At 58.8% G+C, this 17,050-nt stretch carries 11 protein-coding genes; 7 read left to right on the top strand and 4 right to left on the bottom strand.

Annotated elements, in window-relative coordinates; genetic code table 11:
- Window positions 1-833: 833 nt before the first annotated feature.
- A complete protein-coding gene (locus AC1DLT_RS26050; protein ID WP_038546054.1) occupies window positions 834-1,100 on the top strand; it encodes a DUF6894 family protein in 267 nt (88 codons plus the stop codon).
- Window positions 1,101-1,112: 12 nt separating this feature from the next.
- Here the strand turns inward: AC1DLT_RS26050 and AC1DLT_RS26045 are convergent, their stop codons facing one another.
- Both AC1DLT_RS26045 and AC1DLT_RS26040 read right to left on the bottom strand, forming a co-directional pair.
- Window positions 1,113-1,646 carry a hypothetical protein gene (locus AC1DLT_RS26045; protein WP_038546051.1) on the bottom strand — a complete coding sequence of 178 codons (534 nt, stop codon included), beginning with the start codon at window positions 1,644-1,646 and terminating at the stop codon, window positions 1,113-1,115.
- Window positions 1,588-2,403 (bottom strand): response regulator transcription factor, encoded by an 816-nt coding sequence (locus AC1DLT_RS26040; protein WP_157885179.1) that lies wholly within the window; start codon window positions 2,401-2,403, stop codon window positions 1,588-1,590. Before AC1DLT_RS26040 ends, AC1DLT_RS26045 begins: the two co-directional genes overlap by 59 nt.
- A 634-nt stretch (window positions 2,404-3,037) precedes the next feature.
- On the opposite strand from AC1DLT_RS26040, the gene AC1DLT_RS26035 reads away from it, so the two are divergent.
- From AC1DLT_RS26035 to AC1DLT_RS26020, 4 genes are all read left to right on the top strand, one after another.
- Window positions 3,038-4,699, top strand: a complete 1,662-nt coding sequence (locus AC1DLT_RS26035) for a hypothetical protein (RefSeq protein ID WP_477488682.1) — start codon at window positions 3,038-3,040, stop codon at window positions 4,697-4,699.
- Between the two features lie 125 nt (window positions 4,700-4,824).
- Window positions 4,825-6,822: a hypothetical protein gene (locus tag AC1DLT_RS26030; protein ID WP_477488681.1), complete on the top strand. Its 1,998-nt coding sequence runs from the start codon at window positions 4,825-4,827 to the stop codon at window positions 6,820-6,822.
- A gap of 131 nt (window positions 6,823-6,953) precedes the next feature.
- Window positions 6,954-8,987 carry a type I secretion system permease/ATPase gene (locus AC1DLT_RS26025; protein WP_477488680.1) on the top strand — a complete coding sequence of 678 codons (2,034 nt, stop codon included), beginning with the start codon at window positions 6,954-6,956 and terminating at the stop codon, window positions 8,985-8,987.
- 10 nt (window positions 8,988-8,997) lie between these two features.
- On the top strand, window positions 8,998-10,338 hold the full coding sequence (locus AC1DLT_RS26020) for an HlyD family type I secretion periplasmic adaptor subunit (protein WP_038546045.1): 1,341 nt from the start codon (window positions 8,998-9,000) through the stop codon (window positions 10,336-10,338).
- A 780-nt stretch (window positions 10,339-11,118) separates the two neighbouring features.
- Here the strand turns inward: AC1DLT_RS26020 and AC1DLT_RS26015 are convergent.
- Window positions 11,119-12,663, bottom strand: coding sequence for a hypothetical protein (locus AC1DLT_RS26015; protein WP_477488679.1), 1,545 nt, complete (start codon window positions 12,661-12,663; stop codon window positions 11,119-11,121).
- A 290-nt stretch (window positions 12,664-12,953) separates the two neighbouring features.
- Here AC1DLT_RS26015 and AC1DLT_RS26010 point away from each other — a divergent pair, with 290 nt between their 5' ends.
- Window positions 12,954-14,528 (top strand): O-antigen ligase family protein, encoded by a 1,575-nt coding sequence (locus tag AC1DLT_RS26010; protein WP_477483479.1) that lies wholly within the window; start codon window positions 12,954-12,956, stop codon window positions 14,526-14,528.
- 38 nt (window positions 14,529-14,566) lie between these two features.
- Here the strand turns inward: AC1DLT_RS26010 and AC1DLT_RS26005 are convergent, their stop codons facing one another.
- Window positions 14,567-15,583, bottom strand: a complete 1,017-nt coding sequence (locus AC1DLT_RS26005) for a glycosyltransferase family 2 protein (protein WP_477488678.1) — start codon at window positions 15,581-15,583, stop codon at window positions 14,567-14,569.
- 239 nt (window positions 15,584-15,822) lie between these two features.
- On the opposite strand from AC1DLT_RS26005, the gene AC1DLT_RS26000 reads away from it, so the two are divergent.
- A complete protein-coding gene (locus AC1DLT_RS26000; protein ID WP_477488677.1) occupies window positions 15,823-17,028 on the top strand; it encodes a glycosyltransferase in 1,206 nt (401 codons plus the stop codon).
- Window positions 17,029-17,050 lie beyond the last annotated feature (22 nt).

Below are 17,050 nucleotides of genomic sequence, written 5' to 3'. Positions count from 1 at the left end.
AATCAACGTAGGGTCGCCCCCGTCGATAGGCCTAAGGATATAGCTCATTTGGCGCAACTGCCTGCGACTCACGCGCGTGTTATCCTCCGGCCCTGCGGATCACAGAGGATTTCGCCGATGTTCAGGTGCAGAGACTGCAAGGACACGGGCTGGGTTTGCGAAGCTCATCCCGCCAAGCCGTATACCGGTACCCGATGCTGCGGCTGCGGTGCGGTTGAAATGCCATGTCCCCGCTGTTTCGCGACCCATGGCCTGGACAAATATCCAGAGGTCGGGCGGGTCTTCCCGAAGCAATTCGGCTTCGAGCTCAGGTCATCGGTTCAAGGTTCTGACGATCGCCCCTAGCGGAGCGATACCGTATCGAGATATCCGCCGACCAGTTCGGGTTCGGAGCGCTCTGATGTGGTGCAAGTGTAAATCTACGCACCCAGCGGAGTCTCCTTGAGGAAAGCTGCGGCATCTTCAGGAAATCGACCTTTAGAATGACAGCCTTTTCGTTGCCGCATTGAACCATGATTGGGCGAGCATCCCTATGCATTTGGCAGGGTGTTGGCTAACGGAGAAGCGCCCATCGCCGCCGTGTGATCCCCATCAAAACTGAGGGGAATGCGAAGGGGGGAACGCTATTTTTTTCCCGGTTTCCAAGGTGGGACGCCAATTCCAGGTTGACCGGCGCGATGGGTAATTTATATATCTGCTAATGTTCTGATTGAGCCTAAACGCAGATCGGGAGATGGGGGGTAAGCGCTTGGAGGTTGGAGCGCCCGCTTCCGTGACGGTTGGATTCGCAATTGAAGCGGCCGCCAGGCTAACCCCGGGGGAGTTTGGGTTCCATGGTGAAATATTTCCTGAATGTCGATCTGAAGGACGGTTTCATTCCGGATACGGAAGGACTTGATTTCCTCAACCTCGAAAGAGCCACAGCTGAAGTCATCTCCGGAATGAGAGACATCATCGTCGAGCATATTCAGCAGGGAGAAACCCTGGCGTTGCGGGCCATATCGATCACCGACGATGCCGGGCATCTCATATCGATCGTTACGTTGGCCGACGCCGTCAACGGTTTCCTGCCTGGGATGAAGGTCTCGGGCCTGGGGTAAGGCTTTGCGGATTTAGGTCGGGAAGCCGTAACGTTCGGTGATCCCCCAGAACATCCGGTTGATTGCGACGAGCGAGTTGATGCTCTCCTGAATACGGCCGATTTCCCGGGCGTCAAGTTCCTCGATCTTTCCGTATTTGATCTCGTCCCGGCTTTCGAAGATGCGCATCGATTGCGTGACGTTGCGGCCGCTGTCGGGATCGAATGAATAGATGCAGTGGTTGTATTTGTTACGGAGCTTGGCTTCCTCGGAAAGGCGGCGGGTGGCTTCCAGGATCTCCCTGCGGCAGACCGGTGCGGTCTTGCGCATCTTGGTCAGCCTGTCCACGAGGTCGATGCGTGCGCGCGTCGTGTTCAAGGTCAGGAAGATGACGATCGCCGTTTCCTTGTCCACTTTGGCAAGGCCGGCAATCATGTGGATCAACAGGCTTTCTGTGTTGGTCCACGTATAGTTCAGCTGCCCAATCAGGAGCAGGATGTCCTGCAGCCTAGTACTTGTCGCCCGAGAGGGAGCGGCCGTCCTGGCCGCGGTTCGTGTCGCCTGCATTGCCGGTTACATCCTTGCGTCTATATTCAAAATAGAGAGCGACGACTTCCGTTCTGTTATGCACGCCAAGCTTGGTAATGATGTTGTGAATATGAATCTTTACTGTGTGTTCTGATAGGCTCAGGGCGGCGGCGATGATCTTGTTCTGGTTGCCCATGGCCATTCTGGCGAGAATTTCGTTCTCACGCTTCGTGAGCTTTTCGATCGCCTGTTTGCCGGCATTGTATGGGGCCGGCTTGGTGTCAGCCGGATCCTCGCTTGTTTCCGGAGGCGGGCTTCGCTGAGCGCGGTAACCTGTCGACGGGAAATATGTACCGCCCTTCAATACGATCCGCAGGCCTGACAGGAAGACATCGAGATTGACGTTGAACGGCAGTATCCCCTGAACGATTTCAAGCTCTTTTGCTCTTTGATGATCGGAGGCTATTTCGCCGTCATCGGTACCGATCAGCGCGAGCGTTGCAGCGGGATGATAGCGAGCCAGTTCCGGCCAGTATTCGGCGAGCGCAGAGGCTAGGCGGACATCCGCCAGCATGAGCTGAACCGGATTGTCAAATTCCGCCGAGGCCAGCTTGAGATCGGGAACCGTCTTGACGCAAAGCCACGGAAATTCGCTTTCGATGGCCGCAGTCATTGCGGTGGAGATTGTTCCCGGCGAGCAGATGAAGAGGAGTGTCCGGATTGCATTCATTCTCTTCAAGGCGTTTGTTGCCAGATCCAAGCCGACATGTTGTGAAACACCATGCGGAATTTGCATGGATAGACCTCCCTCCCGTCGTTGATCGAAAGTACACGCAAAGTGGTGCTCCGAAGATCTTATTAGGGAACGGTAAACCAAGACCGGAAGGGTGGGAATAGACCGAACGATTTACCGAATAGATCGAATCGGTGATGGGATTTGGCATTACAGGTCGTTTTTCCGCGAACGAACCATGATCAGACAGCGTTTCCTCCGGTGAGACGCGAGTTGCTGCATACATAAGGCTGCATTTATCACCGATGTGCCTACCTCTTCTTGGTTAGACCATTTCACCCATAGAACTATGCTCACATAGTATTCATCAGGTTGCGCTAGCTCGAAATATTACCTTATTTCTTCTGAGCAATCGGGACAAAGTGCCTCATCCCGAAGCAGCTGAAGAACGAGCGCTGAAGAACGTTCGTCGATGCGCGCTGTCACGAGCATACGGCCATGCCGCCGCTCGTTCCAGGTCTCTCGGGAAACTAGGGGAGAGCTAAAAAAATCAGACATCACGAGAGAAAGACCGGCGAACGGTCGCGTTGACGCGCGCCCTCTCGCCAGAGGCCAATGACTCACTTCAACAGCGACGAGCAAAGACCCCAAGAAGATGAATGGTGGTCACGCCGTCGCAGTCAAAGAGGATACTGTGATGGTAGACAAACGCCACGCGTTCAACACTGTTGTCGACGATCCGACGGACAGCCAGGAACAGCAGCAGCAACAGCAGCAGCAGGAACAACAACAGCAGCAACAGTCCAGCGACCAGAGCCAGACGAGCGAGTCGACGAACGACAACTGGAATGGCAACGGCAATCTGAACCTGAACGGTAACGGCAACCTGAACCTTAACGGCAATCTCAACGAGAACGTCAATGAGACCACCGTTGGCGTCGCTGTCGATGTCGGTGTCGATCTTGAAGGTTACACGCCGACGGACGACGACTTTGCCGATGTCGACATGCAGCACAGTTCCATCGACGGGATGTTCAACATTCGCATCGATGACTTGCTCAACAACTCCCTGAACGGTGAAGGCAATGATGTCGGCAACGTCTTCAGCCAGGTCGCCAACATCCAGGACAATGACAAGCTCGAAAGCGCCACCGTCAGCAACGATGGGTCGTTCGAGCTGAATGGCACTGCCGAGGGCGGCATTGCGCTCGCCTCCGACGGTATCAATGCCGGCGGCGGCGGTGGCAATGGCGGAAGCCATGCAGATGCCGATGGCGGTGATGGCGGCAATGGCGGTACCGCGCTTGGCGGCTTCGCGGTTGGCGGTGACGGCCTTGGCGGTTTGGCCGCAAGCGTCGCAGCCGGCGGTAAAGGCGAAGGCGGCGATGCCGATGGCGGCGACGGCGACAGCGGCGATGCCGAAAGCGATGCCGATGGCGGCAAGGGTATCGGTGGCCGTGGCGGCAATGGTGGCGACGGTCTCGGTCTCGGCCTGGGTCTCGGCCTCGGTCTTGGCGCCGGGCTCGCCTTTGCCGGCGATGGCGATCAGGGCGGCAGCAACACGGCTGGCGACGGCGCTGCAGGCGGCAATTCCGGCAACTCCACCGGTGGCAATGCTTCCGACGCCGGAGACGGCGGGGATTCGAACGGCGGCGCATCGGCAACCACGATCGGCAGCAGCCTCGGCCTGCTCAATCCGATCTTCGCCGACGGTGATGGCGGTGCGGGCGGCCCTGCCGGCGACGGTGGTGGAAACACCGGTGGTGCCGGTGGCGATCCGACCGGCGGTGACGGCGGCGATGGTGGCGACACCGCGGATGCCGGTGACGGCGGCGCTGGCGGCGGTGCCCTCGGGGCCGGTCTCGGAGCTGGTTTCGGCGCCGGGCTTGGTGCCGGGCTTGGTGGCGACGGCGCAGCAGGTGCCGCCGGTACCGGCGGTGCAGCTACATCCGACGCAGCAACCAGCGGCGATGCTACCGGCGGTGACGCAACATCGGGTGCCGGCGAAGGCGGCGCGGCGCTGAGTGGCGCATGGGCCGATGGTACCGGCGGTGGCGCGGTAGGTGGCTGGGCATTCGGCGGTGCTGGTGCTGCTGGCGGCGATGGCGGCCTGGCCTATACCGGCGCCGGCGGAGCTGGCGGCGACGGCGGCGTCTGGGGCTCGCACAACGGTGACGACGGTTTCGTGACCGGCACAAGCTCCGCTTCGGCCGATGCGTCGATCGACACCCACGCCTTCAACCAGGAAATCGTGATGGGTGCGAACCTGCAGCAGAACGCAATCGACATGACGATCGTCGGCGGCGACCTCCACAGCACGGTGGCAGGCGACGACACCCACGACGGCACCAGTCTCTAAGCCGTCGCTTTCCCTGGTCCAGGCAGAGACCTTCACATCGCGGACTGCGCAGACCTCCTGCGCAGTCCCTCATTCCGAACGACCTGTGGTCCAGGCATGCCAATGCAGAGGCAGCGGTTATGACGATGATGGATACAATCACGGAGGAAATCGCTCATTTCATCGGGCTCTTCCACACGAACGTCGAGGATGCGCGCCTGCGGGATAATTACACCGATTTCTCGCTCAACACGCCCGAACAATTCATCCCGCCATCTGTCGCGACCCCATCCCATTTCGAGGCGCCTTACGACCTGCTCGGCTTCGATCCGTCGGTGGTCTACAAGGCTCCCGCCACTTTCACGCCCATCTGGCATCCCCACTTTGTGGGTCGATATGACCATCCGTCAATTCCCATCGTAGAAATCAGGACACATTACGGCCGGCATGAGATGCCGCGGCACGAGTATCCGTCCTATGCGAGCGGCAAGTCATTTACATTGGGGATACAGCCTCTTGGCTCGGTGGTGAACTTCATCGTTCAGGCCGCCTCGCTTTCCGACAATGACAGCTTCGGCGTCGGAGGGCACGGCCTCACGTTCAATCCTGCTCCGGTTGACAACGGCGAGCTGCTGGATAGGGCGCAGGAGGTCTTGTCGGACGCGCCGGTCGGCCATCTCGACATACCCGAATCCTCGGCAGACCTTATCGAGATCATCAAGTCCGTCGCCAGCGAGCTGGAGTCCCTTTCAGCCGATTCCGGCGGGCCGATGGAAGCTTTCGTCCATCAATCCACGACGATCGAAGGTACCTACGTCAACGGAGTGCTCGTCGACGAGGCGCCGAAGCTGGAAGATTATCACTCCTTCGGTAAGGATACAGATGACGCCGACGCGGAGGAGGATGCTCATTCATCCAACGCCAAGATCTTTGCGGATGGCTCCGTCCAGGTAGACGCCTCGGTCGAACTGATCGGCGGCGCCAATACCACCGTCAACGATGCCGTCCTCAAGAATATCTGGACCGGCGCAACGGTGACGGCGGTCGTCGGCGATCATTTCGAGATCAACGCGATCATCCAGGTCAATGTCATTCAGGATGTCGACGCCATTACCTCGGCGATCAGCAGCTGGACGAACGACGGCGCACCCGACGAAATATTCAACATCGCCACATTCCACAGGGTCGATCCGCTGCAGGACGACAGTGCCTCCTCGCATGCCAGCGGAGGTTATCCCGGAAGCTGGATCGTCACGGAGATCCAGGGCGACCTGCTGATCGTCAATTGGCTGGAGCAGTACATCTTCATGTCCGACAATGACGTCGGCATCCTGTCGTCCTCCGGCGCCACCACCAAGGTCATTGGCGGCGACAACATGAGCGTGAACCAGACCTCGATCTACGAGCTCAGCCATGCCTACGATCTGATATTGGTTGGCGGCAGCCTTTACGACGCCAATATCATCCACCAGATGAATATGTTGTTCGACAACGATATTGTCGGCGCGGTTACGGGTTTCGAAACGACCGGCGAGGGCACGTTTTCCAGCGCCGGGAACCTGCTCTGGAACCAGGCCCATATCTATAATATCGGCGGCGCCGATCGTTTCGACACGCTGCCTTCCGCCTACCTGGACACGGCCGCCGATTTTGCCGGCGGCGGAAGAAATCTCTCCAGCGGCGTTCTGACTGATCCGGCGTTTGCGGGATTGGCCGGGTTGCGCGTTCTTTATATCAGCGGCGACATGCTGAACATCCAGTATATCAGCCAGACCAGCATCGTCGGCGACAGCGATCAGATCGCCCTGGCGATGAATGCCGTCAATCCTCACGCGGAAGCGACATGGTCGATCTCGACCGGGGGAAATACGCTCATCAACAATGCCGCGATCGCCGACCTGGACTCTCTTGGCCATACCTATGTCGGTGGCGAGCAATACTCCCAGGAAACGCTTTTCCAATCGGGATTGATTTCAAGCCATCCGGAATGGGCGGCTCACGATCCCGATGCACTGGTCAACGAAGCGGTGGCCTTTCTCGACGATTCGATGCTGCAAGCCGATCCAACCGAGCCTGGATACGGCGTGCCTGTGGATCATGACGGCCACTATCAGAACGATGGACTGCAACATGTGCTCGGATAATGGGGGGAAACATGTCGGACGCCCAAAAGAGGGCCGACCCAGAACAGGCCCACGATCACGATGAAAGTCGGCAACTTGCCGGGGAGGAATTTTATGCAAAATTGGAGCGCGCCGTGGACGAATGCCTGAAAATGACATCCGGTGACGCAGTCCCTTCAGCAACGATATCCAGGCTGGAACCCAAGAACTCACCACCGAGTTCACTGCGCGTAAACGAGGGCTCGTCGGGCGCCGATATTCTGGCCATGCCTGCCAATGGCAGGATCATCGAACCGGAGATCGAGCCGAAGCCTCCGCAGCGCGAAGCGACGGAGGCAAAGGCGCCGGAAGGCATGATCACGATCGATGCCGACACCGGGCCATTGCGGACAGAGGCAAAGCCCTTTGGAAAGCCGCCGACGACCGGTGGCGGGCGTGGCGGCGACGGTACGTTTCACAAGCGCCTCGCGCCGGTCGACTTTTCTGCCAGCCTGCGCGCGGGCGTTACTGCGGTGCGGCGGAACCTGGCGATCGTCATGTTTTTCACCGTCGCCAGCAATATCCTCGTGCTTGCGATCCCGACCTACCTGTTCCAGATATCGGACCGGGTGCTGACCAGCCGTTCTCTCGACACGCTGGTGATGTTGACGATCGTGATCGTCGGAGCGGTCATCCTGCAGGCGGCCTTCGACGCTCTTCGACGCTTCATCCTGATGCGGACCGCGGTGGAAATCGCGGCACAGCTTGGCGCTCCGATCCTGAGCGCGGCCGCCCGCGCCTCGCTTCAAAGCAATGGTCGCGAATATCAGGTGCTGGGCGATCTTCAGCAAGTTCGTTCATTCCTCGTCTCCAGGACTTTGCTGTCGTTTCTCGATGCGCCGATCGCACCTCTCTTCGTGGTGGCGGTCTTTCTCATCCACCCGCATCTCGGCTTCATCGTGGTGCTGACAGCCCTCATGCTGCTGGCCTTCACCCAGATCAACCAGCGGATGACCGCCGAGCCGTTTGCCGAAGCCAACACGGCGCAGGTGAAGGCCAACCTTCATCTGGAATCGATGTCGCGCAATTCTCAGATCATCAACGCGCTCGCCATGATCCCGGAGACGGTGCAGATCTGGGGCAAGGACACGGCTTCGTCGCTCAAGTCGCAGGTCATTGCCCAGGACCGGAATATCACCATTGCGGCCATATCAAAGGCCTGCCGCCTTCTGACGCAGATCGCGATGCTCGGCTGGGGCGCCTTCCTGTCGATCGAAGGGCAGCTCACCGGGGGCATGGTGATCGCTGCCTCCATCATTGCGGGTCGCGCGTTGGCGCCGATCGAAGGGGCCATCGAAGGATGGAACCAATACAGCCAGTCCCGCGCGGCCTACGGGCGCATATCGGCGCTGCTGAAATCCTCGCCATTGAATTTCGACCGCCTGAACCTGCCGAAGCCCGAAGGGCGCCTGGACGTCGAGCGCCTCCTTTATGTACCGCAGGGAACCAAGCGCGTCGTGCTCAACGGCGTTTCGTTTGCCCTGCAGCCGGGAGATTCCCTGGCGATCATCGGCAATTCCGGTGCCGGCAAGACGACACTCGGAAAAATGCTCGTCGGATCGGTCCTGCCGACGTCGGGGAGTGTCCGATTGGATCTGATGGATCTGAGGAACTGGGATCAGCGCCAGTTCGGCGAAAATATCGGCTACCTGCCGCAGGATGTGCAGCTCTTTCCCGGCACGATAAAGTCCAATATCGCCCGGATGCGGATGGACGCCGACGATGAGCAGATCTACCGGGCCGCAATGCTTGCCGATGTTCATGAAATGATAGCCAGCCTGCCACACGGATACGAAACCGTGGTGGCGGCCGATGGCTCTCCTCTTTCCGGCGGCCAAAAGCAGCGTATTGCGCTTGCCCGGGCATTTTTCGGCGATCCAAGGATGGTGGTGCTGGATGAGCCGAATTCCAATCTGGACAATGCGGGCGATGCGGCGCTGCTCCACGCACTTCAGCATGCCAAGGAACACAAGATAACCGTCGCGACGATCACGCAACGTCCGGCTCTCCTCAGCAGCGTCGACAAGGTCCTGCTGCTGGTCAACGGCACCGTCGCGCTGTTCGGAATGCGGGCGGACGTGCTGAAAGCCATCGAAGCGCGCGGCATCGATATCAATACCGGGTCATTCGGCCATCAGTTGCTATAGGGGTTGGGGCATGTCTGCTGTCGCGAAGGTACACGATCTCGAATGGTACTCGGAGGTTCCTCGGTCGGTCTGGAAACAGACGGTCGCCGGCCTTGCGCTGACGGCCATAGCCTTCGGCGGTTTCGGTACTTGGGCTGCGACCGCCCCGCTTGCGGCAGCCGTCATCGCCCAGGGCAGTTTCGTCGCAACCGGCCGCAACAAGATCGTTCAGCATTTCGAGGGCGGCATCATCAGGGAACTGCTGGTCAACGAAGGCGACCAGGTTGTCGAAAACCAGCCGGTGATCAGGCTGGACGAGACCGCGTCGCAGGCCAAGAAACGGGAATTCTTCCTCAGACGCGTCAGGCTGGAAGCAACGGCCGCCCGGCTTACCGCTCAATCCGAGGCCGCCGACTCCATGACGATTTCGTCATACCTCAACGATTTCAGGGATGACCCGGATGTTTCCGCGATTATCCTCACGCAACAGCTCAACTTCAAGGCTCAGCGCATGAAGCTGGCGACCGAGCTTTCTCTGCTGAAGCAGAATATGAAGGCATTGGAGTTCCGGAGCGAAGGTTACACCCGCCATCGCGATGCCATGTCGCGGCAGCTCATGTTGCTCAAGGACGAATACGATACCAAGCGGGTCCTGCTGACCAAGGGATTGTTGCGCGCAACCGAGGTCAGAGCGCTTGAGCGGGCGATCGCCGATGCCGAGGGGCAGATCGGCCGCCTGGAGGCAGAAGTTTCGGAAACCGGAGCCGAGCTCCTGAAGGGGCAGCAGGAGATCACGCGTGCGGAGGAAACGTATCGGGAGGAGGCACTCGACCGCTTGCAATCGATCCAAGGCGAGCGTGATGCGGCGCGTGAACAATCACGCGAAGCCGACGACGTGCTGCGCCGGGCGACGATCCTCGCGCCGGTCTCCGGCACTGTCGTGCGGACCTACTACCATACGACGGGTGGCGTCATCGAAAGCGGCAAGGGGATCATGGAGATCCTCCCGGCCGGCGTGCCGTTGATCATCGAGGCAAAGGTGCCGCGCAACGAGATCGACAGCGTCAAGGTGGGACAAAAGGCGACGATCCGTCTTATCGCCTTAAATCAGCGCACCACCCCGGTCCTGAGGGGCGAGGTGTTTTATGTCTCTGCGGACGCAATGGAGGATAGCAAGGCGGGGCTCTCAAACCACGACGTCTATGTCGCGCGCATCAACATCTCGTCCGAGGAGATCGCCCGCATCAAGGGATTTACCCCGCAACCCGGCATGCCTGCGGAAATCATGATTCAAACCGCAGTCAGGACTTTTTTCAGCTATCTGATCAAGCCGGTTGTCGACAGTATGTCGAGAGCATTCACCGAGCGTTGATAGGTGTGACCCGCCCGAAGCCAGCACCTGGTGGGGTGCTTTCTCGCTGCCAAAAAAGAAGCCCTCGCCGATCAAACAGCGAGGGCGTCCACAAACGGGAAGTCATCGAGGCCGACAGGACGCCTCGCACACCATAACACCACGAGCCATGAGAAATGTCAGGTTCACCAAAAGGAGAAGGCCCGACCGTTTTTCCCGTTCGAGCCTTCAGCAGTCTGTTTGGCGAAAGTATTATTCCCTTATCTGCACACCATATCAACTCAATCAAAAGGATTAGGTTCTATCAAACGTTGCAGTAAGTATGTGATTTAATAATCACCGGTTGATTCCTCTTTTTCCACATAGGATTTGAGGCGATGTACATGAGGTAGATCGCTATTCACTCAAAATTTATTGAGCTAAATTAGGTATCGGAAAGTTACACTTGAGGTGTGGCCCGTTTGCAATATCGCCGATCTAGGATTGTGGTACTTTGTAGTGCGGACTTGAGCAGAACGCCTCGGGTTTCGGCGTGGTAGGCTGACCGGTTGCCATACCCAGGCAGCCGGTCAGTTGTTTGATGAATACCTTCATCGCATCCGCTCAATCTTTCGACGACCAAAGTCTGGCGGGCATCCGCTCCTCGAGGACATCGGATTTCAGGCCCATTGCTTTTGGGGATGGAGCGCATCAGTCGCCAACCGGCGTCCATGGCAAGGACGTATGTCCATACCTTTCGCGGTTCCGCCTTCGGGTGATGTCGCGGGTTCCAACTGCCGAGCAGAAAGCGGATGAGACGGCTTACAGGGCAGGTTTGCGCTTAAGAACCTGTTGGATAGCTTGCCATTTCGGGTGGCTGCCGCCCTCTTCTTCCAGCAATCCCCAGCTGCCCCATTTGTTGGGTTCGCTCATCGACGAAAACACGGCGTAGAGGCCTCCGCCCGACATCCGCCAATTCTTGAGATGGCGAAGGTAGAGTTCGCCCATTCGGCGGTCGCGATTGGCTGCAACGAAGAGATTTGTCAGTCTTTCGTTGTTTTCCGCTCCGCTGCTGCCAACCAGGTGCTGGCCCCCTTCGTAGGCGTAGAGCTTGACGCCGTATTGTTTGGCGATCGCTGCCTGCTCCTGAATCGTTTTCTTGTTGTCTGTCTCGACTTCATTCTCGAGTGCCGAGAAGAGGCGGTTGAGCGACCATCTCGAAACCTCTTCCTGTCGGTCCGGCGCGCCAAAGCCCCCACCGAAATAGGGAGCTATCGCAAGCACATCCGCATGCGCCTTGACACCTTTCCACGACAGGATCGTCTCGCTGGTCCAGACGTTTACGGATTGTGCCGAATAGACGCCGACGATCCTCTGTCTGGCGGCACCGAAAATGTCTTCCCAGATTGCCAGTATTTCGTTTGTCCGCTGTGCGTAATAGCGGAGCTGCGCTTCGTAGTCATTGGTCGAGAAGCCGAGAGCAAGGCCGCGGCTGCGGGCATGGTCGGCCTGATCGAAGCTGGTGTTCCAGACTTCATTGGAATATTCCACATGGATCTTGAGATCCGGGTCGAGGTCTTTCCTGACCTGTTCCGCGAAACGACGAACATAGTCGTCGTCGGCAAGATGGGGCATGTTGAACCACGGATCCGATTTTACCAGATTGCAGAGCTCGATCATGTGTTCGAGCGGGACGCCGAGTTCGGATTTACCGAACTGGCCGGGCCTTGGCCTGTCGCTCCAGCTCTGGACCTTCGAATTGTTGGTTCCCATCCAGTCCATGAAGCGCAGCGTCGACATGCCGCTCAGCCGGTCCAGAAATGGCGCCCTGAACGTCTCCTTCGGTATTGGTCCGCGCTCATACACCCGGATATTGCGGATCGGATCGGTCGGATCGGTTTCCATCACCATGGAGGTGAAGGGAGCTTCCTTTCGAAGATTGCGCACATCGTCGCGCCCCGGCGACCGAGACTCCAGTTCGGCGCCGGCTATGTAGCCAAGCTTGCCCTTGCCGTCGTAGTGGACCGAAAGCTGGACCGGCAGGTTTTTTCGATGCGCGGTGAAGATCAGGAAGCTCTCGACGAACGATCCGGCCGGAACTCGCGTCGGATACCCGTCCTTGGTCATCGGCGGTAGTGGCGTATCCCATGTGAAGGGGGCGTCCTTGACCTGCACCCGCCAGGGCGAAGCATTGTAGGCGAGGTTGGAAAAAGCCTGCTCGGTTGCCCAATAGCTCATTCCGGTGATGTTCAGTCCCACTTGCTCGGGAAAAATCTCGTCGCTCGCGTTGGCGCCGGAGGGGATGCCGCTCAGGACTGGTGCGATCGCGACATTCGACAGCATTTGGAGAAACATTCGGCGGTTCACGGCGGATCCTTTCCTGATGCTGGCGTTGGGTCGTCGGTTAACTGTGGGCGCGGCCGTCTTGAATCGAACGGCATAGCAGGAGCGCAGGCAAGCAAGGCAAATGGCGGTACGGGGGCTACGATCGAAGTAGGCGTTAGCTCTTTTGGATATGTGTGGGAAGGCGAGCCGGGCGTGTAGCCTAAGTCGAGGCGCGCAGCCGGGGTTGCGCATTGGCAAGGGGCAGCCATATGGGGAAAAGTCGCAGCGCGAGACGTCTTCGCACGGGCGCGGTTTCAGGCGCGAGAGCTTAAATGCCTGAGTATCTCCGTGCTCTCCTCTACGTTCTGATCATCAGTGCTCCCGCGCTTTATATCGCCGGCAAGGTTGCCGTGCCCCTCATCGGCGAAGCTGAATTCAAGCTTTGGCGCAATTGCTGGGTCATCGCGACCTGCGCTACTTTCCTGTCGCGAAGTTTCTTCGATTTCGCTGCCGCGCTTGCGATCATGAGCCTATATATCCATCGAAATTCCAAGCAGCCCGTCCTGCTCTACGTGATCCTGATGTTCGTGGCGCCCTGCGTTCCGATCGGGGTGGGCATTCCGGGCGTTTTCAACAGGATCATCGATCTTGATCCGCCGCGCCTGCTGGCGGTCGTCATCCTGTTGCCGATCGCGATCAGGCTCTGGAGAGAGCACGACAATCGAGAACTTCGCGGCCCGGACGTCCTGGTCATCGCCTTCTTCGTCTATATATCCTTGCTCGCCCTGCGTCTGGGGGATCTGAATTCTATTCTGCGCGTCGTACCGGGCTATTTTCTCGACATCCTGCTTCCCTACTTCGTCTTCAGCCGATCGCTGCGCTCGGCGCTGGAAATAAACCAGGTATTGCTCGCCTTCGTCGTCGCGGCGCTGCCGCTTGCCGCGATCGGATTTTTCGAAATCTGGAGAAACTGGCGGATCTACTACGTGGTGGTGCTGCAATGGGACGTGGTGTTGATCACCGTCTATCTTTTCCGCGACGGTTTTCTGCGTGCGGCTACGACGTCGGTGGAATCCATCGCGTTCGGATTCCTTTGCATGACCGCGGGTGGCTGTCTGCTGGCGTTGCGGACGCCAAAGTCGTTGGGCCTCTGGCGATATGCTGCGCTCGGCGTGCTGATGATCGGGCTTCTGTCCAGTGTCTCGCGCGGCCCCTGGCTTGGTTTCGCGCTCTGCGCAATGGTGCTGCTGCTGACCAATCTGCGGGTCTCGCTCAAGCTGCTGGTCGGAATGATCCCGGGTATTGCCACTCTGATATTTGTGCATCCGCCATTCATCGACCGGTTTACCAACCTGCTTCCATTTGTCGGTTCTGCCGACAAGGGCAGCGAGACCTATCGCTCCAGGCTTTTCGAAAACTCGATTATCGTCATCGAGCGTTATCCGCTTTTCGGATCGGACACATTCGTGCGCGAGCCGGAGATGCAAACGATGATCCAGGGGCAGGGCATCGTGGACGTGGTGAATACCTACCTGCAGATTTCACTCCATTATGGATTGATCGGCCTGCTGTTGTTCGCGATGTTCTTTGGCGTGCTCGCGATCAAACTCGCTGCCATGTTCTGGACGAGCAAATCGGATATCGTCAGTTATGAGGGCGTGCTTGCGCTCCTAGCCGCCATGCTTTTCACCATCGCGACCACCAGCAGCGTTTCGGTCATTCCCTATATCTACTGGCCGTTCTCTGGTCTCTGCGCCGCACTTCTGAGACGAGGCGCGGGCATGGAGTGGGAGTTTTTTCCGCTGGCCAGGGCAGGGATGAAAAGCATGGGAACCGGGCTGCCATACCCGGTCATGCAGACTTCCGTCGAGGTCAAAAAGATGCGGGTTCTGGGGTCGCGCCACTAGCGGCGGACAACCGCCGAGCCGGTGTTCAGCAATGGCTACTATTTATATTCGATGATCCGCTGTTGGCGATTGATCAGCCGGTTTACATAAAACTGAGCGATGCCCTGCATCTCCGGGAACTTGCCGAGGACATCGAATGTGGCGAAGATCCATCTATCACCTGGTTTGGATGCGGTTCTGAACGCCAGGCGCAGGATCTGAAGCGGATAGGCCAGCAGCAGCGCGAGGCCTACAGGATCGAGAACCGTGCCGAAGATCGCTGCCAGTGGTACCAAACCGCCCCAGAAAACCGCGCGCCTGAAATTCCTGGTCCATATCCTGGATGGAGATTTCCGGTGGAGATGGGACACCTGTGCATAGGCATGCCCGCAACGCACGCTTCTCCGCCACCATTGGCTCAGACGGCTTATGTCCGCATCGTGACGCGTCATTTCGCAGGGAAGGCGCCAGATCTTCCAGCCCCTCTCTCGCAGGCGGACGCAAAGTTCCGGTTCCTCTCCCGCGATCAGCTCGTTGGAGTAACCGCCGAGATCCTTGAGGGCAGAGGCTCTGATGAGGATATCGCCGCCGCATGCCGGGACTTCGCCGGGCGGGCCCTCCCATTCGCGGTCGCACATGGCGTTGAAGATCGTGCGGTCGGGATGCCGTTCGCGCCGATCTCCGAAGACCAGCGCGACATCCTTGCGCATGACCAGAAAGGTTGTGGCCGTCGCGATCCACCTGGCGTCAAGTTCGCAGTCCCCATCCAGGAACTGCACAAAGGCCGTGTCGGGCCAGCGTCGCATGACAGCATCAAAACCTGCATTGCGCGCGCGCGCCGCCGTGAATGGAATTGCCATGTCGAGCGGCAAAACCTCTGCGCAGAGCTTGGCGGCCGCCTCGACGCTGCCGTCCGACGAGGCTGAATCCACGTAGATCGTACGCTCGCGATGGTTCTTCAGCGAATTGAGGCAGTCGATGAGACGCTGCCCTTCGTTACGTCCGATCACAACGACGCAGACATCAGCCCCGAGCCCCGAGTAGCTGCCGCGGTGCATTTGGATATCCATGTCCATGTGCGCGTATCCCCCGGCCGTTGGTTTATTGGTCATCTGTCGCGATCTCGGCCTCGGAACGTGATAAGCCTCTATACTGTCTGTATAATTTCGGCTCGCTGGTGTAAATTTACCTCTTTGGTGGAAGCCGATGCCGCGCTCCTAAGCTCTTTGTTGCACTGAGCCCGCGAAACCCTTTTTGCTATACCTGATCCAGGGGAATTGCCGCTGATAGGCAAATATGAAGGGGCGCTTGTGGAATGCGGATTGCGTATTTCACCAACCAATATCCGGCGCCGAGCCACACGTTCATACGGCGCGAAATCGTGGCGCTTGAGGCGAGGGGGCATCGGGTCGAAAGATATGCGATACGCCCCTTTCGCGGCACATTGAAGGATCCCGAGGATATCGGGGAAGCCCGCCGCACCCGCCATATCCTGCGGACCCCGTTGATAAGAGCCTTCGCAAGCGTCGTTCGCCAAGCGCTTGGCCGCCCCGGTCCTTCGTTGAAAGCCTTGGGAATTGCGCTCCGGTTCGCGAGGACGTCCGGAGGGCGTTACCTGCGTCACCTGGTCTATTTCTGGGAGGCGATGATCCTGGCCGATTGGTGCCGCAGGGATAAGATCGATCACCTGCATGTGCATTTCGGCACCAACCCCGCGACGGTCGCGACATTGGCGCATGAGATCGGCGGCATGAAGTTCAGTTTCACCGTGCACGGGCCGGAGGAGTTCGATCGGCCTGAGACCCTGGGCCTTGGCGACAAGATCCGGGCATCGTCGTTTGTGGTCGCTGTCAGCTCCTACGGCCGCAGCCAGCTGCTGCGCTGGGCCGACCTTGGAGACTGGCGGAAGATCGAGGTGGTCCACTGCGGTATCGACCAGCGTTATCTGAGCGACGATGTGGAGCTAAACCGCTCCGATCCGCGTCTTGTCTGCGTCGCGCGGCTCTCCGAGCAAAAAGGCCATCTCCTTCTGCTTCAGGCGGCGGCTAACCTGCGGGCCGAGGGGACGCATTTCGAACTCGTTCTTGTCGGCGATGGCCCGTTGCGGGCCGAAATCGGACGCGAGATCGAACGGCTCGGACTCGGCGACACAGTCGTACTGATGGGCATGATCTCACAGGACGATGTGCGCAATGAAATTCTTCGCGCCAAGGCTCTGGTTCTGCCAAGCTTCGCGGAGGGCCTTCCCGTCGTGCTGATGGAAAGCATGGCGCTGAAGCGCCCGGTGATCTCGACCTATGTCGCCGGCATCCCGGAGCTTGTTCAACCGGACAATGGCTGGCTCGTTCCAGCCGGCGATCTGGAGGCATTGACCGGCGCAATGCGGCAGGCGTTGTTCGCAAGCGATGTCGAGTTGTTCCGCAAGGGCGAGGCGGGGCGGCGGCGGGCGCTCGAACGGCACGACATCAACAAGTCGGCGGCGGCATTGGAAATATTGATGGCCAGACCGGGCATCATTTGAGCCGGATGTTGTTTGTGAAAGC

The sequence above is a fragment of the Neorhizobium sp. 05N33 genome (assembly GCF_056397445.1).
This window is presented reverse-complemented; position numbering and strand designations above follow the sequence as displayed.